This window comes from Acetobacter malorum (assembly GCF_001580615.1).
GTDB classification, from domain to species: Bacteria; Pseudomonadota; Alphaproteobacteria; order Acetobacterales; family Acetobacteraceae; genus Acetobacter; species Acetobacter malorum.
This window is the reverse complement of record NZ_LHZC01000057.1, coordinates 255,762-276,584: the sequence shown is the minus strand read 5'-3', so window position 1 is coordinate 276,584 and position 20,823 is coordinate 255,762. Positions and strand designations below refer to the sequence as shown.

General features: G+C 60.0%; 20 protein-coding genes. 12 read left to right on the top strand and 8 right to left on the bottom strand.

Annotated elements, in window-relative coordinates; translation table 11 throughout:
• The first annotated feature begins 77 nt into the window (after positions 1–77).
• The gene (locus AD930_RS16790; RefSeq protein WP_043552196.1) at positions 78–371 is read left to right on the top strand and encodes a YciI family protein; all 294 of its coding nucleotides are present in this window, start codon (positions 78–80) and stop codon (positions 369–371) included.
• Between the two features lie 2 nt (positions 372–373).
• The gene (locus tag AD930_RS16785) at positions 374–790 is read left to right on the top strand and encodes an EVE domain-containing protein (RefSeq protein ID WP_061507108.1); all 417 of its coding nucleotides are present in this window, start codon (positions 374–376) and stop codon (positions 788–790) included.
• Positions 791–896: 106 nt separating this feature from the next.
• Here the strand turns inward: AD930_RS16785 and AD930_RS16780 are convergent, their stop codons facing one another.
• The gene (locus AD930_RS16780) at positions 897–1,232 is read right to left on the bottom strand and encodes a TIGR01244 family sulfur transferase (protein WP_043552200.1); all 336 of its coding nucleotides are present in this window, start codon (positions 1,230–1,232) and stop codon (positions 897–899) included.
• A 102-nt stretch (positions 1,233–1,334) separates the two neighbouring features.
• On the opposite strand from AD930_RS16780, the gene AD930_RS16775 reads away from it, so the two are divergent.
• The 3 genes from AD930_RS16775 to AD930_RS16765 all read left to right on the top strand — a co-directional run bounded on the left by AD930_RS16775 (position 1,335) and on the right by AD930_RS16765 (position 4,071).
• Positions 1,335–2,363: a threo-3-hydroxy-L-aspartate ammonia-lyase gene (locus AD930_RS16775; protein WP_244150640.1), complete on the top strand. Its 1,029-nt coding sequence runs from the start codon at positions 1,335–1,337 to the stop codon at positions 2,361–2,363.
• Between the two features lie 248 nt (positions 2,364–2,611).
• Positions 2,612–3,010, top strand: a complete 399-nt coding sequence (locus AD930_RS16770; protein WP_061507107.1) for a hypothetical protein — start codon at positions 2,612–2,614, stop codon at positions 3,008–3,010.
• 245 nt (positions 3,011–3,255) lie between these two features.
• Complete coding sequence (locus AD930_RS16765) at positions 3,256–4,071, top strand: sulfotransferase family protein (protein WP_082781973.1); 816 nt, start codon at positions 3,256–3,258, stop codon at positions 4,069–4,071.
• 74 nt (positions 4,072–4,145) lie between these two features.
• Here AD930_RS16765 and AD930_RS16760 read toward each other — a convergent pair whose 3' ends face one another.
• Positions 4,146–4,850, bottom strand: a complete 705-nt coding sequence (locus tag AD930_RS16760) for a hypothetical protein (RefSeq protein ID WP_061492020.1) — start codon at positions 4,848–4,850, stop codon at positions 4,146–4,148.
• Between the two features lie 369 nt (positions 4,851–5,219).
• Here AD930_RS16760 and AD930_RS16755 point away from each other — a divergent pair, with 369 nt between their 5' ends.
• Positions 5,220–6,056, top strand: a complete 837-nt coding sequence (locus tag AD930_RS16755) for an EcsC family protein (RefSeq protein ID WP_061507105.1) — start codon at positions 5,220–5,222, stop codon at positions 6,054–6,056.
• Between the two features lie 79 nt (positions 6,057–6,135).
• On the opposite strand, the gene AD930_RS16750 is transcribed toward AD930_RS16755, so the two are convergent.
• A complete protein-coding gene (locus tag AD930_RS16750; RefSeq protein ID WP_061507104.1) occupies positions 6,136–6,318 on the bottom strand; it encodes a hypothetical protein in 183 nt (60 codons plus the stop codon).
• A 14-nt stretch (positions 6,319–6,332) separates the two neighbouring features.
• Complete coding sequence (locus AD930_RS16745; RefSeq protein WP_061507103.1) at positions 6,333–7,307, bottom strand: 2-hydroxyacid dehydrogenase; 975 nt, start codon at positions 7,305–7,307, stop codon at positions 6,333–6,335.
• Between the two features lie 160 nt (positions 7,308–7,467).
• Here AD930_RS16745 and aat point away from each other — a divergent pair, with 160 nt between their 5' ends.
• From aat to AD930_RS16725, 4 genes are read left to right on the top strand one after another with little or no spacing between them, the layout of a single operon-like run.
• Complete coding sequence (gene aat / locus AD930_RS16740; protein WP_061507181.1) at positions 7,468–8,145, top strand: leucyl/phenylalanyl-tRNA--protein transferase; 678 nt, start codon at positions 7,468–7,470, stop codon at positions 8,143–8,145.
• A 55-nt stretch (positions 8,146–8,200) separates the two neighbouring features.
• Positions 8,201–9,109, top strand: a complete 909-nt coding sequence (locus AD930_RS16735; protein WP_061507102.1) for a DUF4412 domain-containing protein — start codon at positions 8,201–8,203, stop codon at positions 9,107–9,109.
• Positions 9,106–9,789, top strand: a complete 684-nt coding sequence (locus tag AD930_RS16730; RefSeq protein WP_244150639.1) for a dihydrolipoyllysine-residue succinyltransferase component of 2-oxoglutarate dehydrogenase complex — start codon at positions 9,106–9,108, stop codon at positions 9,787–9,789. Before AD930_RS16735 ends, AD930_RS16730 begins: the two co-directional genes overlap by 4 nt.
• 34 nt (positions 9,790–9,823) lie before the next feature.
• Entirely contained in the window at positions 9,824–10,540 is a 717-nt protein-coding gene (locus AD930_RS16725; RefSeq protein WP_061507101.1) for a hypothetical protein, read from the top strand.
• Here the strand turns inward: AD930_RS16725 and AD930_RS16720 are convergent.
• Positions 10,498–13,755, bottom strand: coding sequence for an AsmA-like C-terminal region-containing protein (locus AD930_RS16720; RefSeq protein ID WP_061507100.1), 3,258 nt, complete (start codon positions 13,753–13,755; stop codon positions 10,498–10,500). The genes AD930_RS16725 and AD930_RS16720 overlap by 43 nt on opposite strands.
• 38 nt (positions 13,756–13,793) lie before the next feature.
• Between AD930_RS16720 and AD930_RS16715 the strand changes: the two genes are divergently transcribed.
• Entirely contained in the window at positions 13,794–16,940 is a 3,147-nt protein-coding gene (locus tag AD930_RS16715; protein ID WP_061507099.1) for a bifunctional [glutamine synthetase] adenylyltransferase/[glutamine synthetase]-adenylyl-L-tyrosine phosphorylase, read from the top strand.
• A gap of 70 nt (positions 16,941–17,010) precedes the next feature.
• Positions 17,011–17,502: a thioredoxin-dependent thiol peroxidase gene (gene bcp, locus AD930_RS16710; protein ID WP_061507098.1), complete on the top strand. Its 492-nt coding sequence runs from the start codon at positions 17,011–17,013 to the stop codon at positions 17,500–17,502.
• Positions 17,503–17,542: 40 nt separating this feature from the next.
• On the opposite strand, the gene AD930_RS16705 is transcribed toward bcp, so the two are convergent.
• The 3 genes from AD930_RS16705 to AD930_RS16695 all read right to left on the bottom strand — a co-directional run bounded on the left by AD930_RS16705 (position 17,543) and on the right by AD930_RS16695 (position 20,709).
• On the bottom strand, positions 17,543–17,953 hold the full coding sequence (locus AD930_RS16705; RefSeq protein WP_061492011.1) for a hypothetical protein: 411 nt from the start codon (positions 17,951–17,953) through the stop codon (positions 17,543–17,545).
• 127 nt (positions 17,954–18,080) lie between these two features.
• Positions 18,081–19,343: an MFS transporter gene (locus tag AD930_RS16700; protein WP_043552216.1), complete on the bottom strand. Its 1,263-nt coding sequence runs from the start codon at positions 19,341–19,343 to the stop codon at positions 18,081–18,083.
• A gap of 73 nt (positions 19,344–19,416) precedes the next feature.
• On the bottom strand, positions 19,417–20,709 hold the full coding sequence (locus AD930_RS16695; protein ID WP_061507179.1) for a dicarboxylate/amino acid:cation symporter: 1,293 nt from the start codon (positions 20,707–20,709) through the stop codon (positions 19,417–19,419).
• Positions 20,710–20,823: the final 114 nt, after the last annotated feature.

Sequence of the window (20,823 nt, the reverse complement as noted above, 5' to 3'; positions counted from 1 at the left end):
TTACATCATTCGGGGCATCTTGACACGAGGCAGTTATTCATGGGCGTCCTGTCCCGACAACACAGCGGAGAGAAGACATGTTGTTTGCCGTTATTTGCACAGATCGCCCCGGAGCCCTTGAAATACGTAAGGCTACGCGTGAGAAACATCTGGCTTTTCTGGAAAATTACAAGCAGGCGATTCAGTTCGCCGGACCTCAACTTGACGTGAACGGCACCCCTTGCGGCAGCCTCGTGCTGCTGGATGTGCAGGATCGCGCGGCGGCGGAAGGCTTTGCGGCGGCAGACCCGTATGCTGAGGTCAATCTGTTTGAAAGTGTGATTGTGCGCCCGCTGCGCACGGTGTTCCGTGATGGCGCGCTGGTGGAATAGCCATGGCCTACTGGTTGATTAAAAGCGAGCCAGACGCCTTTAGCTGGGATGAACAGGTGGCCAATGATGTCGAACCCTGGACCGGGGTGCGCAATCATCAGGCCAAAAAGAATCTTGCTGGCATGAAGGTGGGAGACCGCGCCTTTTTCTACCATTCCAACGTGCAGCGCGCGATTGTGGGCGTGGTGGAAATTGTGCGTGAAGCCTACCCGGACCCCACGGCGGAAAGCGGCAACTGGGTGTGTGTGGACGTAAAAACTGTCGGCCCCATGCCCAGCCCGGTTACGCTTGCGGATATCAAGCAGGATGAGGCGCTGACGGATCTGGCTCTGGTCCGGCAATCCCGCCTTTCAGTATGTCCTGTCTCGGTAGAACACTGGCAGTATCTGTGCCGCATGGGCGGCTGGTCTGGCGACTGACGACCAGAAGCCGGCGGGGCGTTGTTCTCGTCGCACCACTAAAAAAGGGAGCGCCCAGACCGGGCAGCTCCCTTTTTTAGTGACCGTTTCCGGGTGCCGGAGTGGTTCAGCTCTGCGTGGCAAGCGCCCACAGCTGACCCGCGCGGTTGCCGGAGCGGCAATAGCTGAAGACCGGGCCCGGCAGGGTGTTGAGGGATTCCTGCATGATGATCACGGCATCGGAAGACGGAGCCTGACCGCCAACAACCGGGATGGAGATGAAGGACAGGCCTGCCTGTTTGGCGGCTTCCCCAATGGTTTCAGCCGTCGGCTGGCCGGGGTCTTCCCCGTCCGGGCGGGTGCAGATGATGGTTTTGAACCCGGCCGCTTTAATGGCGGGGATGTCGCTGACGGCAATCTGCGGGGCAACAACAAAATCGGGGGACAGGCTGCGATAATTCATGGTCAATAAAGTCCTTTCAGACAGCATTCTGCTCACAAGCTCTCTGACCTTGTAGGCCCGGACAGACCAGGCGGAAAGAGGGGGGCATACTGCTCTGGCTGTATGCCTGCCCTGAAATCCGGCATGGTGGGCGTGTATCAGAAAAAAGAGGGACGGCGGGACATGCAGAAAGAACCGGGTTTTGCAGATGTTGTGGCAGCATCGGTGCGTCTGAAAGGGCATGCGCATCGCACGCCGGTTCTCACCTCTCGTTATCTGAATAGGCTCAGCGGGGCAGAGCTGTTCTTCAAGGCGGAAAATTTCCAGCGTGTGGGCGCGTTCAAATTCCGAGGCGCATTGAATGCCATTCTGGCCCTGCCGGAAGAGGTGCGTCGCCGGGGTGTGGTGGCGTATTCCTCCGGTAACCACGCGCAGGGTGTGGCCTGTGCGGCACAGCAGGCCGGGATTCCCGCCGTGATTGTGATGCCGAAAGATGCGCCTGCCATGAAGCTGGCTGCCACCCGAGGCTACGGGGCGGAGGTGGTGCTGTATGATCGCTATGCAGAGGACCGGCAGGCCATAGGCGGCGCTCTGGCAGCGGAACGTGGGGCCACGCTGCTGCCTCCCTTTGATCATCCGGATATTATCGCCGGGCAGGGCACCGCAGCGCTGGAATTGTTTGAAGAGACCGGGCCGCTTGATGCGCTGTTTGTGCCGGTCGGCGGCGGCGGCCTTGCCTCAGGCTGCGCGCTGGTTGCGCAGGCGGCCTCGAAGGGCTGCACCGTAATCGGGGTAGAACCGGCAGCCGGGGATGATGCGCGGCAATCTCTGGCCGCAGGTCATATCGTGCAGATTGAAGTGCCAAAAACACTGGCGGACGGGGCGCAGACCACCGCCATCAGCCCGCTTACTTTTGGAATTATGCGCAGGCTTTTGCGCGAGATTGTCACGGTGGATGATGCCACGCTGGTTGCGACCATGCGCACACTGGCGGAGCGGATGAAAATAGTCGTCGAACCCACCGGCTGCCTCGGCGTCGCTGCTGCTCTGGCGGCTGCTTCCGAATGGAAGGGGAAGCGTATTGGCGTGATTATTTCAGGCGGGAATGTCGATATGGCGCGGTTTTCCCGGCTGGTGCAGGGTTTTGAATGAGGATAAGTCTTTGAAGTGCGAAATGAGAAAATGAATGTATTTTTAAGGCTAAAACCAAAAATAGATGCGGTATCTTGGGAGAAAAACTTTTAAAAATAGCATCCAAAATGTAGTCTTGTAATATTATGAAACAGAGTTTTATGAAGGTTATCTAAGTTTAATCAGTATATGTGGCTTTAATGTGACAGGAAGCGAGAGATTTCGCGCTTCATTCTGGATGCTACAGGACATTAAAGAGGATTCCCGATGTGTTTCCAAAACTGGAGAAGGCAAACATAGCCTCGCATATTTTCAGCGCTCTGTTCATGTTTTTGCCAGAGACCGGATATGCGCAAACCCCATCAACTACTTTGCATGCCACCGTCCCTCTGGCCGGATCATTTTACAAAACGGCTCCTGATCCCCGGTTGTATGATCGGTTTAATGTTGCGGATGACTGGACGCATTTGGGTGCCTTCAATGTTGAACGTAGCACGACACCCCCCATGGCTTTTGAGCAGGGGACAACAGTCACACTCGCTTATCCGGTCAAAGGGGTGCGCGGACTGGATTTGGTTGTAAATACTTTCGGTGGTCACAGGCTGACCAGCACAGGGAGTCACATTGCATCGGCTGCCGTAACGGCTGGACTGCGGCTGAAATGGTGAGAGTATCAGGCCACTTCATCCGACGAATCATTCCGTCTTTTGGTGCGCTGTTACTCTAGTCGTACAGTAATCGTGGCAACATAATTGCTATCAACAGTATTCCCGAAAAATAAAATTTATTGCAGTGCTCATGTAAAGCCACTGGTCTGTCTGCTGTCTTTAAAGCGGGGTGCAATAATATTTCTTAAAAATCACGGTGTATTCAAAAAGGGTTGCATTCGTTGTTAACATCTTCTGTGCATTTTATGTCTGGATTGCCGCGTTCCGGTTCAACACTTCTTAGCGCAATTCTGCAGCAAAATCCGGCCGTCCGTCATGCCGGAATTATTACGCCCGTTGCTCCCATGATGGTCAAACTGTCTTCCTTGATGGTGGAGGGCGAATACGCGAGTGAGTTTAATGATGAAACTCGTAAACGCCTTCTGCGTGGTGTTCTGTCTCACTATTATTTTGAGAAGGGACCAGACAGCAGGCGTCGACCCGGTATGATTATTGATCATAATCGTATGTGGTGTACTCGGTTGGGGCTTCTTGACCATTTGTTTCCAGAGGCCCGCATTATTTGCTGTGTTCGGAATCCTGTCTGGATCATAGATTCTTTCGAACGGATTATTCAGAAAGATCCTGTTCTGGGCTCACAACTCGTGCCGATCGAGCGGCGGGGTACATTATATGACCGGGTTGAGGCCTTAACGGCTCCAAATGGCTCATTCGGGTATTGTTGGCGTGCGTTGCAGGAAGCGTTTTATAGTGCTCTGGCGCATAAGCTGATTGTTGTCGAGTATGATCGGTTAGTCACGCAACCAGAAGAGACAGTGGCTCGTATCACAAATCTTCTCAAATTGCCTGAATGGCATTATGATTTTAACGCTGTAGAATTCAAGGGAGCCTCAGCGTTTGATCAGGCTTTGAATACGCCGGGACTACATGAGGTCAGGAAAAAAGTGGCTTATACGCCTCGGCGGCCTGTGTTGCCGCCAGATGTTGTGGCGCGTTTGTCTGGAGAATTATTCTGGCGAAATCCTGAGAAAAATCCCGGACGAGCGACCGTTCTGGCCTGACATGCTGTGATCTGGAAAACATTCTGTCCGGAGCATGAAGAGATTGCTCTCAAGCCCCGGATAGAAAGACTGTTTTAACGATGAATGAAATACAGGTCTGAATACAGGTCTTTCAGCGCAGCCTTGTTAGCCAGGCAGCGGCGGACCAGGTGGGCGCGGAGGTCGAGCGCACCTTGCTGCACGATTGGATCTTTGGACGGTGCATCAAAAGCCGGGTAGCGCTGGATGCAGGATTTCAGATCCGGGTTGTTCATGTCCAGACCGGCTTCAATCTGCTTCATGGTCGCATCATATTCCTGCGTGACTTCCGCATCGGAATACCATTCGCTCAGGGCGGACTGCACCTTGTTGTCACGGATCAGGTAGGTGAAGGTCAGGAACCCGTTTTCCGTGGTGCCATTGGGCAGCTTGGTGCTGAGGCGGCAGACGCGGTGGAAATATGGCGGCAGGCTGAGGTCCGGCATGGCGGTAGCCCCCGTCACGCTGATCTGCATGGTCGGCTGGAAAGAGGAATCCGGCTTGTCATCCCGGTCCGGCGTCTTGCTGGATTGCAGGCTGTGGTCGCGCTGCATGGCTTCGGCCAGAAGCGTGTCATACTGGTGGGAATAGCAGTAGGACGGGTCCGTCCGCGCATGTTCCAGTGCAGAATGATAGGCCTGCTGCTGCGGTGTCTGGGCGCAGCCTGTGGCAGCCAGAACGGCGGCAACGGAGCCAGCGCGCAGCAGATGCTGCCAGCGTGGGGTGCGGGTGGGCTGGGAGGAAGACGTGGTGTGCGACATGGAAAAACTCCTGTTGGCGCACAGTCTGCGCCGGGATGGTCTCACCTTCGGCTGTGTAAGGGGTTCCGATGCACGTGACAACCACCGTGAAGTCTGACGCCAAAAGGGCGCACGCACACCGGAAAACCATAGCAAAAATCAAAAAGGAAAAGGGGCGGGAGGCAACTTCTTAGCCCGTGGGGCTTTTGTGAGGGAAGGTGGACATCGCTGTTCAGGAGATGGGAGGCATATGCCGGACGAGGGGCGGCCCGTGTCGCTTTTCGGGCGTGCTATGCTACACTCTCCTTTACAAAACAGACTATTGCGGGCGCTCGACTGCGCCCCGGCCCGGCCTTTCACGGCAGGGCAGAGCAAGCAGAAAGGGCGCAAATGAGTACGCAGGACATGACAGGCAGCGAGATGGTGACGCTCAAGCTCAGTGGTCAGGATCTGGGAGAGCTGGAACACGCCCTCGCACAGGTCGAGTCTGGCAAAGGCGTTCTGGTGCGTCTGGCGGACCTGATGGGCGGCGCTGTAGGCCACGCCACGCGGCTGGGCCTGCGCGGGCTGGGCATGGCCCCCGGCATGGAAGACAAGCTGCGTGGTCTGGCGGAAAGCGCCATTGCCCGTGCCTTTGATGTGGCCATTGTCGGGCTGCGCAGCCCTGGTGATGCTCTGGCGGAACCGCAGCCCTGGCGTGGCCCGGCGTTGCAGGCGGCTGTTGCCGTCTCCGGCGCGGTAGGTGGCTTTGCCGGCCTTGCCGGTCTGGCCCCGGATATCAGCTTTACCACGCTGACCATCATGCGTGAGATTGGCCGCATTGCGCGCGAAGAAGGTGAGGACCTGTCCGACCCGGATGCACGCCGCGCCTGTCTGGAAGTGTTCGCACTGCGGGCCTTCCCCAATGCGCGGAAGGCGGAAGATAGCGAACTAGGGTATTTCTCAGCCCGTGCGCTGCTGCGTGGCCGCCCGGTTGTGATGCTGATTGCGGAAGTCGCCTCGCATTACGGGCTGGCGCTGGGTCAGAAAGTCTCTCTGCAGCTTATGCCGGTGGCCGGTGCGCTGTGTGGGGCGTCGCTCAATACGGCCTTCCTCAACCATTACCGGGCACTGGCGCGGGCGCATTTCACCATCCGTCGTCTGGAGCGTGAACATGGCCCCGTGGTGCGGGATACGGCTGAGGCCCTGCGCGATCACGTCGCAACCCGTAACGGTCGGGTGTCCTGAAGGGCGTGAGCCATTAAAAAGCCGGAGGCAGGTCCTCCGGCGTGGTCTCAGACGGTCTTGTCAGAGAGCCAGCTTTCCCTCAGGAGGCTGGCTCTTTCTGTTTTTTGACCGGCGGCGGTTCTTCATCAATCAGCGTGCCGATGACGGCAAGAAACAGCATGGACCCGCCCACAATCAAGCAGGTTTGCTGGTAGTGGAAGTCGATCAGTCTCACTACCACGCAGGCAAGAATACCCAGCAGGCAGGCTATTCTTAAGGTCATTAAGTCTCTCCGGTTCAGGCCGTTACAGGGGTGACAAGCGGCTTATTTGCGGCGAGGGCGGCCACATTGTCCAGTGAGAGCATGCCCATGGCCGTGCGGGTTTCCACGGTGGCGCTGCCGGTATGGGGTGTCATGAAAATCTTCGGCAGGGCGAGAATGCTGGGGTTCGGGTTGGGTTCATTCTGATAAACATCCAGCCCGGCGTTAAACAGATGGCCCGAGCGCAGGGCGTCCAGCAGCGCTGTCTCATCCACCAGTGCGCCGCGAGCAGCATTCACCAGCACACTGCCGCGGGGCAGCAGGCCGAACATTTTGGCCGTCATCAGGGGCGGTGCGCCGGGGGTAGCGGGCATGTGCAGGGTGAGAATGTTGCAGTGGGGCAGCATCTCTTCCAGATTTTCAAAGTAGGTCGCCCCTTCTTCCTGCGCGGGGTCCAGCCTGCGGCGGTTGTGGTAGAGCACCTTCATGTCAAACCCACGCGCCCGGCGGGCCACGGCCTGCCCGATGCGGCCCATGCCGACAATACCCAGCGTCTTGCCACTCACGCGCATGCCCAGCATCTCATCCATTTCCAGCGTGCGGCCCCAGCCGTTCTTCATCAGCGTGTAGTATTCCGCAGCGCGGCGGCAGGCGGCCAGAATCAGCATCATGGTCAGGTCGGCATTACAGTCTGTCAGCACATCCGGCGTGTTGCAGACCTGGATGCCGCGCGCCAGAAGGGCCGGTACATCCAGATGGTCCAGCCCGACACTGACGGTCGCCACCAGCTTCACGCAGTCCGGAATAGCCGCCACATCAGCGCCTTTCAGCGGGCAATGATGCGTGACCAGCATGGCAAACGCCTGCTGCTTTTCCGCCAGCGCCAGCATGGCGGCGGTATCCAGCGGCGCATCCGGTACGGGCGGGGCGGTGAAGTCGGTCTCAATCCGCTTTTCAACGGCGGCAGGAAGCCGGACGGAACGGATCAGGCGAGGCTTTTCGGAAGGCATGGGCGTTCCTTTTTTCAGTGGGACAGATTGAGTTTCCGTAATGACAGACTAGCATGACCCTTCAGAAAAGCCATGACGAGCGTATAACGGTGAAAACGGAAACAGGATCAGACGCAGGCGGTAAAAAATACGCATGTCTTATCTGTTCAAAGGAGGCGACATGACTGACGCGCTGACGCCGGAACTGATTTTGGGCGCGTATGCTGCCGGAATTTTCCCGATGGCGGCCGATGCGGATGATGACGAACTCCAGTGGTATGACCCGGACCCGCGCGGTATCCTGCCTCTGCGTGGCTTCCATCTCTCACGCCGCCTGCAACGCACAGTGTTATCGGGCCGGTTTGATGTCAGCGTGGATCAGGATTTCCCCGGTGTGATGAAGGCCTGCGCTGCGCCCGCACCGGGGCGGGAAGACACATGGATTAATGGCGAGATTTTCCGCCTGTTCTGCGCCCTGCATGACATGGGCTACGCGCATAGTGTGGAATGTCGGCAGGATGGAAAGCTGGTGGGCGGCCTGTATGGTGTGGCTCTGGGCGGCGCATTTTTTGGGGAAAGCATGTTCAGCCGTGCGACCGATGCCTCCAAGGTTGCGTTAGTGCATCTGGTGGCGCGGCTGCGGATTGGCGGCTTTATCGTGCTTGACACCCAGTTTGGAACAGACCATCTCGCCCGCTTTGGCGGGGAGGAAATTCCGGCAAGCCTGTATAAGGCGACGCTGGAACGTGCTGTCCAGATGATGCCATGTTGGCAGGCTAGCATTCCGGCAGATGTGCTGGAGGCTGAAATTCGCGCCATGCGGGCAGAGACGCAGGCGGCAGACACTCAGCACAGTTAGGGACCGGCTCTGGGAGCAGAGCGGTCTGGATGAGAAACAGGAAAGACGAAGACGTATGACACACTGCCAGCCGGCCCGGACGCGCCGCATGCTGACCCTTTGCAGCCTTCTGGCCACGGCACCGCTGGTGGCAGGGTTGCTGAGCCAGCCAGGCCACGCCGCCGAGACAGCCGCAACTCCTGCGGCCCCGGCAGGCGCACCGGCTCCCGCCCCGCAGATGGACCATCCGCGCCTGATGCCCGGACGCGATGCCACCATTGATTACGTCTTTCAGCCGCGCCCGCCTGCGGGTGGAGGCCCCGCAACAGCCCTGCCGATCAAGGACCGGCATGTGCAGGTTCTGTTTTCCGGTGATGGCGGGCTGATGCGCATCAACTACATGCTCAGCATGGACGGCCCGGAAAGCCGGGGTGCCGTCATCATCAACCGGGCGGCGCAGGAAGTGATGATTGTCCTGAACGACCGCAAAATTTATACCCGGTTGGTGCAGCAGGAGGTGGCGCGCAGCCCGTTCCTGCTGGACATGTCCATGAGTTTTACGCGCAAAGGCAAATCCGAAGTCATCGGCCAGCCCTGCACCATCTGGGGTGTGGTCTCCGCGCAGGGGAATGGCACGGCCTGCGTGACGGATGACGGCTTTATTCTAGAGCAGGACGGCGTGGATGTGGATGGTCTGAACGGGCACCTCAAGGCGATGAAAGTCTCTTATGACGACGTGCCGGCTACGTCCTTCCAGCCGCCTGCCGGTTTTCAGGAAGTCACGCCGCATTCTCCGGGCTCTCAGTCTGGAGGGAATGAGGATGGCTCAGCACCCCCCTCCGTTATGCGGGGGCCAACCAGTGTGCAGCAGCAGGAACATTCCAGCGTGCCCTCCGCCACAGGCGTTGTGCCGGGTGTTGGTCCTGTGACGAGCATGCCGTCCACGGATTCCAACGCGCATGATGCGTCAGGCAATACGCCATGAGCGGGCTGCGTGCATGGGTGCTGCTTGGTGCCGGGCTGGGCGTTATGATGGCTGCGGCCTCTTTGCCCGTGGCGCTGGCGCAAACGCCTGCTGCGGGGGCCAATGCAGGCAGCGCTGTTTCCGCAGGTGCGAGCGGTGCTGAGGCGGTTGCCACTCCTGCGCCAGTCGCACCGCAGGATGCGCCGTTTATCACGCCGTCTGTGGATGCGGATGTGCTGTATGAACTGACATCGCCGACCGGGGATGCGGTGATGAAGCAGCGGATGCGCTGGCAGGTGGGCAGCCTCCGCCAGCGGCTGGACCCGCAGGGGTCAGACCTGTTCATGATCACCTCCTGGCCCGAGCATACGCTGACCGTGGTGGACCCGGGCCGCAAGCGGAAGAGCGTGATGCCAGCCCCCAGTCAGGGCCTCACGCCGCCCGGTCACCCGGCTATGGTTGGCACCTATGCACGATTGGGTGGTTCCGTGGTGGCCGGGGAAAGCTGCATTATCTGGCGCACCAAAGACGCCGACGGACATGCGAGTGATGTCTGTTACACGGCGGATGGTCTGTTGTTGCAGGTTGCACAACAGGGACAGATTACCGTCCGGGCGCTCCGTGTCAGCCGGGTGGCCCAGCCTGATGATGTGTTCGCCATTCCATCGGGCCTGAAGCAGGAGGCCCCCGCCAGACCGTAATCCGCCCGGACCGTTACGACGGAAAGGAAAGGGTATGCGGTTGCGTTACCCTGTTGTGCTGGGTCTGGCGCTCAGTGCGCTGATTGCGCCCGGGCAGAGGGCTTCTGGACAGCCAGCGCCCCGTGCGGCCAAAGATGCCAGTGCCAGTGCCAGTGCCAGTGCCAATGCGATCCCGGACGCCGGAAACGGAGACAATACTGCTGCAGATGCGGGTGCAGGTGCTTCCGCCGGCGGGCAGGCTGTTTCCATCTGTGTCAAACCTCCGCCGGGGGCGGCGCGGGATACGTTGCTGGTCATACCCTCCGGCACTGTGCTGGTTGGGCAGACTGCGGCTGCTGGCCGTCGGCAAAGCGCGCAGATGGAAGCTGTTGTCACTACAGAAACCGTAACACTGACAGAAATGCAGCCCTGTAGCGGGGCGGATGCCTCCACGCTGGTGTCCCGCACGCGCCACTGGCTGGTGGACCCGGTGCGGCCTCAGGCTGCTGTGGTGTTGCATCCGGTGGGGGAAGTCAGCGGTAATGGCGTGGATACGTCGTTTGAGGAAGAACCCGACGCGTTTCGCAGTGCCGTTAAAACCGGGGCCATCACGGCCCATGTGCAGGGCACCCTGAAAGAGACTGTCGCGCTGACGGAAACGCAGGCCGACATCCCCGAAGAACCTGATAACACTATGGGCCCGGACTGGGCACACAGCACCGGCTGGGATCAGAACAGTTTACGCAAAACGCCGGGTAGCAGAACGGAATAGGGGTTTACGCTCAGGTCCGGGTTTTCCAGCTTGCCGGCAATGCCAAAGGTCATGGCCACAAGGCCGCCCTCTTTTTCCGGGCTGAACAGTTTGCCAATGCCGGGGAGCTTGCCGGGCAGTTTGTTGATGGCAAAAACCGGCACCACGGTCCCGTTCAGGTCGAGCGTGCTGTGGTCCAGATCAATCTTACCTTCCAGCGTGGCGCCCAGCGCGTCATTCCCCATGTGGCCATTCTCAATGGTCAGCACGCCATCAGAAAACCCGACGGGCATGGTCAGGGTGGAGACTTCAAACTCCGGAGACTTCCGGGCGTTCACCCAGCCGTAGAGAGACAGGTTGCGGGCCAGAAGCACCGTGGCGGGCGCTTTTTTCAGCACAAACGGGCTGACATGCAGCGTGCCTTTAAAGGGGGCTGTGGCTTGTGTGTCATCAAACGCGCCGGTCAGCGTGGCGTGGCCGCCCTGCACGTTGGGCAGGATGTTGAGAGCCGCTAGAAACCCGCCCATGTCCGGAATGGTCACATGCAGGGCGCGGGTGGCGCCTTTGGGTTCCAGCGTCATGGTGACGGGAGAGGGGCCGCGCATGGCAAAACGCATGCGCTCCAGGCGCTGGCCGTTATCTTCAAAATGCCCGGTTACAGCCCGCAAAGGTTGCTTGGTCTGGCTGTAATACAGGGCGTTGGCCGTCATATCGATGGTCCACGCGTTGCCCGGCGGCCCGTGCAGCTTGCCCGTTGCGGCTTCCGGCACATGCAAGCCGGGGGAAGTGGCCTGTTTGGGGGCATTCGGGTCGCCCTCCATCAGGGGGGCGAGGTCCAGCGTATCGGCATAGACCCCCACCTGAATGGTTTTGTCCTGCGAGGCATAAGGCAGCACAAGGCGGGCATGCCCGGAGGAGCGTTCGATTTTAAAGGATGAAATCAGCAGTTCCGGTGCTGCTTTTTCCCGCAACACAGCCCGGCCCCGCACATCCAGTTCCGGCCCTGTGGCGAAAATTTTCTCAACGGAGGTAATGCGCCCATCCAGCAACGCGAGGGTAGCAGTGACCTGCGCCGTGCGGCCTGCCGCCTTGTGCCAGAGGGGGATGACGATGCGGGAATGCTTCAGGTCAAGATTGATATGAACCGTGCCCTGCTTGTTGGCCTGCCGGGCATAGTCAACACCCAGATCGGCGCTGCCATAGAAGTGGGAGCTGGTGTCGATGCCCGCAGCCGTCGCCGTTTCCGGCGTGATGCGGGTGAACAGATGCGCCTTTTCCGCAATTTCCTGCGGCTTAAGGGAGCGGAAGTTCATGAAATAGGTAATGTCTGACGGCAGCCCACCCAGCACGCCATGTCCGTTCAGATCCATCTGTTGCGTGGTAGCGGCAATCTGGAAGGTACCAGTGGTAATGGCGCGGCCTGCAACAACATTGCCCAGATGCGTGTGGCTGACCTGTGCGTGGGCATCCACAATCATCTGATCCGTCGTGACATCACTTTCCAGCGGCAGGGTCAGGGAGAATTTGGCGCTGGCATCCCCGGAGGGGCTGGTAAAGCTGATGGGATGGCGGGCCAGCAGATGCAGCCGCGGCTCGGCCAGCATAGCCAGCAGATCCCGCAGGTTTCCGTGCAGCTCTGTCACAATGGTGCCCATCTGGTCCTTTTTGGACAGGCCGGTAATTTCCATGGAGCCGGGACCAGCCGCGACGCGCCCGATGCCCGTGGCCCCCACATTTTTATCGGCACGGTCCACCAGCTGATAGGCGTGGTCGAAATGGATGGTCAGTTTATCGAGATCATTCACCTCAAGATGCGCATCAAGATGATGCAGCGGTGAGATGGGGCGCAGCCAGTGCACCGTAAGGTCTGAGCCCTCCACGCTCCCTTTGATGGAGGTGAGCTTGATGCCGTTCCAGCCCTTATCACTATGCAGTGTTACGGCGGTGTGCAGGTCATGCGCTGTGCCGTCGGTAATATTGGTATCCACCCATTTCCGGCCACCCTTTGCTGCTTTGGCGGGCCAGTAATTGGCAATATCGCCAAACGGAATGGTGGGGATCTCCAGCGCCATCTGGCCAGACAGCACGGTGGGGCTGAACAGGTCGGACGCATTCAGCTGGCCCGTCAGGCTGACGGTGATGCCGCCCTTCACATCTTCCGGATGTTCCGGGTTCAGCAGGTCCAGCGTCAGACCTTGCAGCGTGATGGTGGCGGGCGTGTGGGTGGGCGAGCGATGGTCAAGGGCCAGATGCGCGAGCAGAGACCCATGATGAAGCAGATAGGTGGAGCCGCCGCCTTGAAGCTCACCTGCGCCGAGATCGGTTTTCAGGTCCAGCCCCTGCGGGAGTAGCCAGCTGCTATGGGGGGCGGGGGCAAAAACGGTATCCGCCGTCAGGCTGACCGGCACATCCAGCGTTTTCAGGGCCGGGGCCAGACCGGCAAAGGTGCTGGGGCGCACGGGGGCGAGGGACGCATGCCATTGGATAGTGCCGTGATCGGTCTGTGTGCCCTCTGCCGTTACACTCAGGCGTTCCGTGCTGTCTTGCTGTGCCTGAAAGGTGAGGGCGACGGAGCCGGTCAGGCCATTGCCCCCATGCAGGCTGACGGCATGCAGGGTGGAGGTGATGGGTGAGGCAATCCACTGCGTATGGGTCAGCCGGTCATCAATCGTGACCTGTGCGTCGGTCAGCCCAATACGTTGCAGGGTGCTGGGGTCGAGCGTGTTGGTGCTGTCAGGCGGCGTTGCGGGCGTGGGGGGCGCATCGACATCCAGCCCGACGCTGCCGTCCTTCTCCCGCCGCAGGGCCATACGCACGCCACTGAGGTCCACCGTATTCAGCGCTACGCTGCCGTGGATCAGCGCCAGCGGGTCGAGCGTGACGTTGGCGGACTGAATGGTGTCTGTTGTTGTCTTGTCGGCTTTGAGAATGCGAACGTCATGCAATGAGAGCATAACTGGCACGCTCAAACCGTCCCGCAGACCATTCCATGCCAGATCGGCCCGCCGCAGTGTGAGGGTCGCTGCCGCTGGCTGACCGGGCCGCCCGCTGAGGACTGCAACCGGCAGGAAGGGCCGGACAAAAGGCGTGACGTTAACCGGCCCGAACAGCATGCGCATCAGCAGGGCCGCCACACACAGCACCGGCAGCACCAGCACACCCACCGCCAGAACGGTCAGAACGCGCAAGGCCCGCTTGTGCAGGGGGCGCGGGAGGTCTTGACCCGTGGAAGTCAACGCAGCAACCCTTTGCGTTCAATAAGAATGGTCAGATTATGACAGCAAGCGTTGTTTCTTCTTACTTCCGGGATGTGCGGGCCCCGCGCGGTGCCCGCACCCGTCTGTGGCCCGATGCGAACTGGGCCGCGCCGGCTGACGCGCAGGCGGCTACGCATTTTGCGCAGGATATGGCGCTGGCTTTGCAGGAGGCCGGAGGACCGGGCGCTGTGCTGAACCTGCCGGGTGCTGCGGGGCTGGTTGCCTGTCTGGGGGGCAACAGCCCGTATCTGTCTGATCTGGCACGGCAGGCCCCGGTGTTTTTTGCAACGCTGGTGCAAAGCGGGCCGGAACCCTGTGCGAAGGACGTGTTTGCAGCATTTGCCGATTTTGACATCACATCGGGGCGAGAGTGTGTTGCCCGCTTCCTGCGCGAGGCCAAAAAACGCACAGCCCTGATATGCGCTGTGGCGGACCTTGGGGGATTCTGGTCGCTGGAGGAGGTGACGCAAACGCTCAGCCGGCTGGCGGATGCGGCGCTGGAGGTGGCTGTCAGACATTTGCTGTGGAGTGCTCATCAGGCTGGGCAGATTCAGTTACGAGACCCCAAACGTCCGGCGCATGCCAGTGGTTTTGTTGTGCTGGCAATGGGAAAGCTGGGGGCACGGGAACTGAATTTCTCCTCGGATATTGATCTGATGGTGCTGTACGATCCGTCCGTGCAGTCTCAGCCTGATACCGTGCGGCGCGTCTTTATCCGTATGACTAGCGATCTTGTGGGCCTCATGGAAGCGCGGGATGCGGATGGTTACGTTTTTCGGACAGATTTGCGCCTGCGGCCAGACCCGTCTTCCACCCCTCCGGCGGTCTCCGTGCAGGCGGCCCTCCAGTATTATGAAAGTCTGGGCCAGACATGGGAACGCGCCGCCATGATCAAGGCGCGGCCCGTGGCGGGGGATATGGCGCTGGGGCGGCGGTTTCTGGCCGCCATTCGCCCGTTTGTCTGGCGCAGACACCTCGATTTTGCGCTGATTGACGATATTCATGACATGAAGGCCCGCATTGACCGCTACCGCAAGGCCGGGCGCACCGGACTGGCGGACCTGCCTGATGCGGTGCTGGCGGACCCGGCGGCCAGCCGGGACTGGCTGCTGGGCCATAACGTCAAGCTAGGGCAGGGCGGGATTCGGGAAATCGAATTTCTGGCGCAGGCCATGCAGCTTGTCTGGGGTGGGCGCGTGCCCGCATTGCGGGACCGCACAACCTTTGGCGCGCTGAAAAAACTGGTGGGTTCGGCCTATCTCCCGCGTGAGGAAGCGGAAGTGCTGGCCCGGACCTACCGGTTTTTGCGAGATGCGGAACACCGGTTGCAGATGCGGGCTGACCATCAGACGCATGATCTGCCGGACCGCCCGGAGGCGTTCGATGCCTTCGCCGTGTTCATGAATTATTCGGATGGCGAAGCACTGGCGCTGGAAATGCTGCCCCGCATGCGGGAAGCCCGGCGCATTTTTGAGCGCCACTTTGCCACGCCGCAGGTGAGCGCCCCTGCAGAGGATGCGACCCTGCTGGCCGTCGCCCCGGATGATGAAAATTCTCCGGCCTTACTGGAACGTCTCGGTTTTCCTGCCACTCAGACGGACGAGGCTGTGCAGGTACTGGCCCGCTGGCAGACCAACAGCCTGCGGGCATTGCGTTCCGAACGGGCGCGGGCTTTGCTGCGTGGCCTCCTGCCCGCCTTGCTGGCCAGTTTTGCGGCCCGCAGTAATCCTCTGGCCTGCCTGCGGCGGTTTGAGGCGCTGCTGGCGCGTCAGCATGCCGGGGTGCAATTGCTCTCCCTGTTTGAGCGGAACCCGGCGCTGATTGACCGCATTGCGGCCTTGTTTGATTCCTCGGCTTTTCTTGCGAACCATCTGGCCGATACGCCCTCCGCACTGGAAGGGCTGCTGGAACCGGAGCCGGAAGAAGGCCGCAACGTGCTGGACCGCCTGCGGCATCTGGCAACGGAAGTGGACGCAGCGGAACTATTGGTGACAGCCCTGCGGCCTCTGCTGCGCGGGGAAGAATTTCGTCTCTCCGTGGCCGTGCTGGAAGGGCGGCTGGGAGAAAACGAGGCCGAAAAGCAGCGCACGGCACTGGCTGATACCATCATGACCGTGCTGATGCGGGCCGTGGAAAAGGAGCATCAGCAGCGCTATGGCCGCGTGCCGGGTGGCGGCATGGCCGTGCTGGCGCTGGGCAAAGCAGGCTCTCGGGAGATGATGCCGGGGTCCGATCTGGATCTGCTGCTGGTATTTGACCATCCCGAAGACGTGCAGATGAGTCAGGTGCCGGAGAATGCGCCCAAAAGTCAGAACGGTCTGCCGGTGCGTGCTCCACGGTCTCTGGCGGTGTCGCAATATTATACCCGTCTGGCGCATGCTTTTATTGCAGCCCTCACCGCTCCCGGCCCGGAAGGCCCGCTTTATGCGGTGGATATGCGGCTGCGTCCCTCCGGTGCGGCAGGCCCGGTTGCCGTGTTCCGCACAGCATTCCTGAAATATCATGAAGACGCCGCCTGGACATGGGAGCGCATGGCGTTGACCCGCGCCCGTGTGATTACGGCTCCCGTGGCGCTCAAGGCCCGCCTGCAGGGCGATTTAGCGCAGATTTTGAACGGAGACCTGCGCAAGCCCCGCCCCTCCGCCGAAACCATGCTGGAGGATGCCCGGCAGATGCGCGCCCGTCTGGCGCGGGATCTGCCAGCCTCCAGCCCGTGGGATATCAAACGCCGGGCGGGCGGCTTGATGGAGGTGGAGTTTATCGCGCAGATCCTGCAACTGGTGGCTGGCACAAAGGACGCCAGAAACCCCTGCACAAGGCGGGCGCTGACTTTGCTAAGGAAAGGCAGTTTTCTGAGTGTGGCAGAAACAAAACTGCTGCTTGAGGCCGATGCCGTCTGGCGACAGCTCCAATGTTTGCTGCGCCTGCTGTGCGGCCCTGTGCCGCCGGTTGATCTGGAACGCGGACTGGCCCCCGGTGCGGTGAGAATTCTGCTGCGTGTAATGGGAGAGGCCAGCCTGCCAGACCTGATGGCGCACACCGCGCATCTGGCACAGGCCGTGCGGAAGATTTTCGAGCAGAGGGTAGGGGCGGTGGGTGTGGACGACGGCTTTGCCGCGCGGGCTGCCGAAGAACGTTCCGCACCTTCAGCCGTTAAGTTTTGAAGGCTGTCTGACAGGGATCTGTTCAGGTAGCGTTTGCAGAGACATCGTTTTTTAAGGAAAGAACCGGATCATGACAGAGACGCAGGACACCACAAAAAACGGCCTGAAAGAGGGCGATGCCGCTCTGGATTTCAGCATGGAGGCCAGTGGGGGGCGTACGGTCAGCCTTGCTGCGCTGAAAGGCAAACCGTTTGTGCTCTATTTCTACCCCAAGGCGGATACGCCCGGCTGCACCAAGGAAGCCTGTGGGTTTAGTGAGGCCTTGGGGCAGTTTGAAGGGGCCGGGCTGAGTGTGATCGGCGTCTCGCGCGATCCGGTCAAAAAGCTCGATAAATTTGCTGAGAAATATGACCTCACATTCCCGCTGGCCTCAGATGAAGCCGGGAGCGTGACGGAAGCCTATGGCGTGTGGGTCGAAAAATCCCTGTATGGCAAAGCCTATATGGGGATTGATCGCACCACGTTCCTGATTGGGGCTGATGGGAAAATCGCCCGTATCTGGAAAAAGGTCAAAGTACCGGGCCATGTGGAGGCGGTGCTGGAAGCCGCGCAGGCTCTTTAACAGCAGACCGCCTGCATCAGGCCGTTAAATCCGGCTGGGGTTACCAGCCGGAATAATAGCTGCCGGGGGCGGCGTAATAGCCCGGTGCAGCCGGAACCATAGGCACTGCGGGCACTACCGGCACCGCGTAGCCCATGGCGGGCGGAGGCGGCGGGGGCGGTGCATAGGCTACGGGCGGCGGCCCGCTGTTGCCCATGGCGGCACCGGCCAGAGCGCCAACAGCCAGACCACCAATCAGAGCGCCAGCAATGGCACCCCCACCGGGGCCACGGTGCCAGCCGCCTCTGCGCGGGCCACCGCCCCAGTATCCACCACGCGGCGGCGGAGGCGGACCACCCCAGCCGGGACGGCCCCAGCCGCCGCCCGGATGCGCCTCTGCGGCGGGCAGTGTAGCCAGTGTCGTGCCTGCAATAAGGGGCAGGGCGAGAAGAAGTTTTGTCATACGGCGCATCGTGTGCCTCCTCGAAACTGACAGAGGAAACACCGGAGCGTCCCCTCTTCAGTTCCTAATAACGCGCCGCCTCATGGCAATTTCAAGGCCGCTTCCGGGCAATTTGTGTCCCTTAAAACAGGGGCTGTTATCCCTGATCAATCACGGTTGTGCGCGGCAGGGTCAGCACCGTCAGCAGTGTGACAAGGGCGCAGGCAGACACATAATAAGCAAACCACATCTCATGCCCCGCCTGCTTGCACCAGAGTGCTACATATTCCGTCGTGCCCCCAAAGACGGACACCGTGACGGCATAAGGGAGCGCCACACCGAGGGCGCGGATGCGCGTGGGGAAGAGTTCCGCTTTCACCACAGCGTTGATGGAGGTGTAGCCGGAGGCGATAAACAGCGCGCCCGTTATCAGCCCGAATGCAGCCCACGGAGAGCTGACGCCGGAGAGAACGGTCAGCAGCGGGACGGTGCCCAGCGTGGCGCAGATGCCAAAATACAGCAGCAGCGGGCGGCGACCAATGCGGTCAGACAACGCCCCGAACGCAGGCTGGATGGCTGCGAAAATAATCAGGCTGGCGGAGGAAATCAGCGTTGCGGTCTCTTTGGGAAAACCCAGCGTGTTCGCAAGATATTTCTGCATATAGATGGTGTAGGTATAGAAAATAACCGTGCCACCCAGCGTCATGCCACAGACGGTCAGCACGGGGCGCGGGTGCTGAAGCAGGACGCGCAGTCCCCCTTTTTCCTTCTGCTGGCTGGTTTTTTCAAAACGCTCACTTTCCTGCATGTGGCGACGCAGCCAGAACACCAGCAACGCGCCCATCGCCCCGATAACAAACGGCACGCGCCAGCCCCATGCAGCAATCTGTTCCGGCGTAAGCAGGACATACTGCATGAGCAGCAGAAGCAGCAGCGCCAGCAATTGCCCCATAACCAGCGTGACATACAGGAAGCCGGACCAGAACCCGCGATGCTCCGGGGTGGCCATTTCTGCCAGATAGGTGGCGGATGCGCCATATTCCCCACCCAGACTGAGGCCCTGTATCAATCGGGCGACCAGCAGCACCGCCGGGGCCAGCAGGCCGATCTGCTCATAGGTCGGGCAGACGGCAATGGCCAGCGAGCCAAAGCACATGGCTGTGACGGAATAAGTCAGCGCTGTGCGGCGGCCATAGCGATCCGCTGCCATACCCAGCAGCCATCCCCCAACAGGACGCATAAAGAAGCCAACAGCAAAAATGGCTGCGGCATTCAGCAGCTCTGCAGTCTGGTTACCGCGTGGGAAGAAGGCGTGTGCGAAGTAGATGGTGAAGGAGGAATAGACATACCAGTCGTAATATTCGAGCAGGTTCCCGGCAGACCCTGCCAGAATACCACGAAGGCGCTGCGCCGTTGTCATTCCGGTTCTCATGTAAAATCTCGCATCTGATAAGAGGCTTTTAAAGGCTGAAAAGAAGGGGAGGGCGGCTGCTTCAGGCGTCTGTTTTTCCGCTCAGGGCTTGGTGGAGTTGCTCTGTATCCAAAGAATTTTCCCAGCGGGAGATAACAATGGCTGCAACCGCATTGCCGACCAGATTGGTCAGGGAACGACATTCCGACATGAAGCGATCAATCCCCAGAATAAGCGCCATGCCACCAACAGGCACGCTGGGGACAACGGACAGTGTCGCTGCCAGCGTGATAAACCCGGCCCCTGTCACACCGGCCGCACCTTTGGAACTCACCATAGCAACAAGCAGAAGGGCGATTTGTTCCCCAAGGCCCAGATGCACATCGGTCGCCTGTGCGATGAACAGGGCGGCGAGGGTCATGTAAATATTGGTGCCGTCCAGATTGAAGGAGTAGCCCATGGGCACCACCAGCCCGACAATCCCCTGCGGGCAGCCGGCGTTTTCCAGCTTGGCAATCAGCCCCGGCAGCGCAGATTCCGAGGAACTGGTGCCCAGAACAATCAGCAGTTCTTCCTTGATATAGGCCAGCAGCCGAAAAATGCTGAAGCCCATCATGCGCGTCACCAGACCCAGAATACCGCAGACGAACAGAATGGCCGTCAGATAGAACGCCAGAACCAGCCCGACCAGATGCCCGATGGACGCCACGCCAAACTTGCCCACCGTAAAGGCCATGGCACCAAAGGCCCCGATGGGGGCGACATACATCACCAGACGCACCACGCCGAAGACCAGCTCCGTCAGATTACGGAACAGGGTAAGGACTTTCTGCCCGCTCTCACCCATCTGCGCGAGGCTGACGCCAAACAGGATGGCAATCAGCAGCACCTGCAAAATCTCGCCCGATGTGAAGGCTCCGGCAGTGGTGCTGGGGATGATGCGCATCAGGAACTCCGTAAAGGAGTGGGAATGTGCTTCATTCACAAACGTGGCGACGGAGCCGGTATCCAGCGAGGCAGGCTTGATATGAAGCCCGGCGCCGGGGCGGGCGATATTGGCCACCAGCATGCCGACAATGAGCGCCAGTGTAGAAAAACACAGGAAATAGGCCATGGCCTTTCCCGCCACGCGGCCCGTCTGCTTGAGGTCCGCCATCCCGGCAATGCCGGTGCAGACGGTCAGAAAAATGACGGGGGCGATGACCATCTTGATGAGTTTGACAAACCCATCTCCCAGCGGGCGGAGGGCCGCACCGATGTTGGGGAAAAAGGCGCCCACAAGAATGCCCGCAATAACCGCAATAATCACCTGAATATAAAACAGGTGCGCGCGGGAGGAGCCGGAGGGGGCAGAAGCAGTTGTAGGATGAGACATGGCGAAAAGGGTATTTCCCGGTTTGTTCATTATTCTTGTCAACGCTGTAGCAGCGCGGCAAACCTGAAGGATGTTGTATACAGGCTCTTCGTTGCATTGGCGTCATAATTTATT

What these genes read in the sequence shown, in the direction of transcription:
- AD930_RS16775 (WP_244150640.1), top strand. Translation starts at nt 1,335, where the DNA reads ATGCCTGCCCTGAAATCCGGCATGGTGGGCGTGTATCAGAAAAAAGAG.
- AD930_RS16745 (WP_061507103.1), bottom strand. Translation starts at nt 7,307, where the DNA reads ATGCCTTCCGAAAAGCCTCGCCTGATCCGTTCCGTCCGGCTTCCTGCC.
- aat (WP_061507181.1), top strand. Translation starts at nt 7,468, where the DNA reads ATGACTGACGCGCTGACGCCGGAACTGATTTTGGGCGCGTATGCTGCC.
- AD930_RS16715 (WP_061507099.1), top strand. Translation starts at nt 13,794, where the DNA reads ATGACAGCAAGCGTTGTTTCTTCTTACTTCCGGGATGTGCGGGCCCCG.
- AD930_RS16700 (WP_043552216.1), bottom strand. Translation starts at nt 19,343, where the DNA reads ATGACAACGGCGCAGCGCCTTCGTGGTATTCTGGCAGGGTCTGCCGGG.
- bcp (WP_061507098.1), top strand. Translation starts at nt 17,011, where the DNA reads ATGACAGAGACGCAGGACACCACAAAAAACGGCCTGAAAGAGGGCGAT.
- AD930_RS16735 (WP_061507102.1), top strand. Translation starts at nt 8,201, where the DNA reads ATGACACACTGCCAGCCGGCCCGGACGCGCCGCATGCTGACCCTTTGC.
- AD930_RS16705 (WP_061492011.1), bottom strand. Translation starts at nt 17,953, where the DNA reads ATGCGCCGTATGACAAAACTTCTTCTCGCCCTGCCCCTTATTGCAGGC.
- AD930_RS16780 (WP_043552200.1), bottom strand. Translation starts at nt 1,232, where the DNA reads ATGAATTATCGCAGCCTGTCCCCCGATTTTGTTGTTGCCCCGCAGATT.
- AD930_RS16765 (WP_082781973.1), top strand. Translation starts at nt 3,256, where the DNA reads ATGTCTGGATTGCCGCGTTCCGGTTCAACACTTCTTAGCGCAATTCTG.
- AD930_RS16760 (WP_061492020.1), bottom strand. Translation starts at nt 4,850, where the DNA reads ATGTCGCACACCACGTCTTCCTCCCAGCCCACCCGCACCCCACGCTGG.
- AD930_RS16730 (WP_244150639.1), top strand. Translation starts at nt 9,106, where the DNA reads ATGAGCGGGCTGCGTGCATGGGTGCTGCTTGGTGCCGGGCTGGGCGTT.
- AD930_RS16725 (WP_061507101.1), top strand. Translation starts at nt 9,824, where the DNA reads ATGCGGTTGCGTTACCCTGTTGTGCTGGGTCTGGCGCTCAGTGCGCTG.
- AD930_RS16750 (WP_061507104.1), bottom strand. Translation starts at nt 6,318, where the DNA reads ATGACCTTAAGAATAGCCTGCCTGCTGGGTATTCTTGCCTGCGTGGTA.
- AD930_RS16790 (WP_043552196.1), top strand. Translation starts at nt 78, where the DNA reads ATGTTGTTTGCCGTTATTTGCACAGATCGCCCCGGAGCCCTTGAAATA.
- AD930_RS16755 (WP_061507105.1), top strand. Translation starts at nt 5,220, where the DNA reads ATGAGTACGCAGGACATGACAGGCAGCGAGATGGTGACGCTCAAGCTC.
- AD930_RS16785 (WP_061507108.1), top strand. Translation starts at nt 374, where the DNA reads ATGGCCTACTGGTTGATTAAAAGCGAGCCAGACGCCTTTAGCTGGGAT.
- AD930_RS16695 (WP_061507179.1), bottom strand. Translation starts at nt 20,709, where the DNA reads ATGTCTCATCCTACAACTGCTTCTGCCCCCTCCGGCTCCTCCCGCGCG.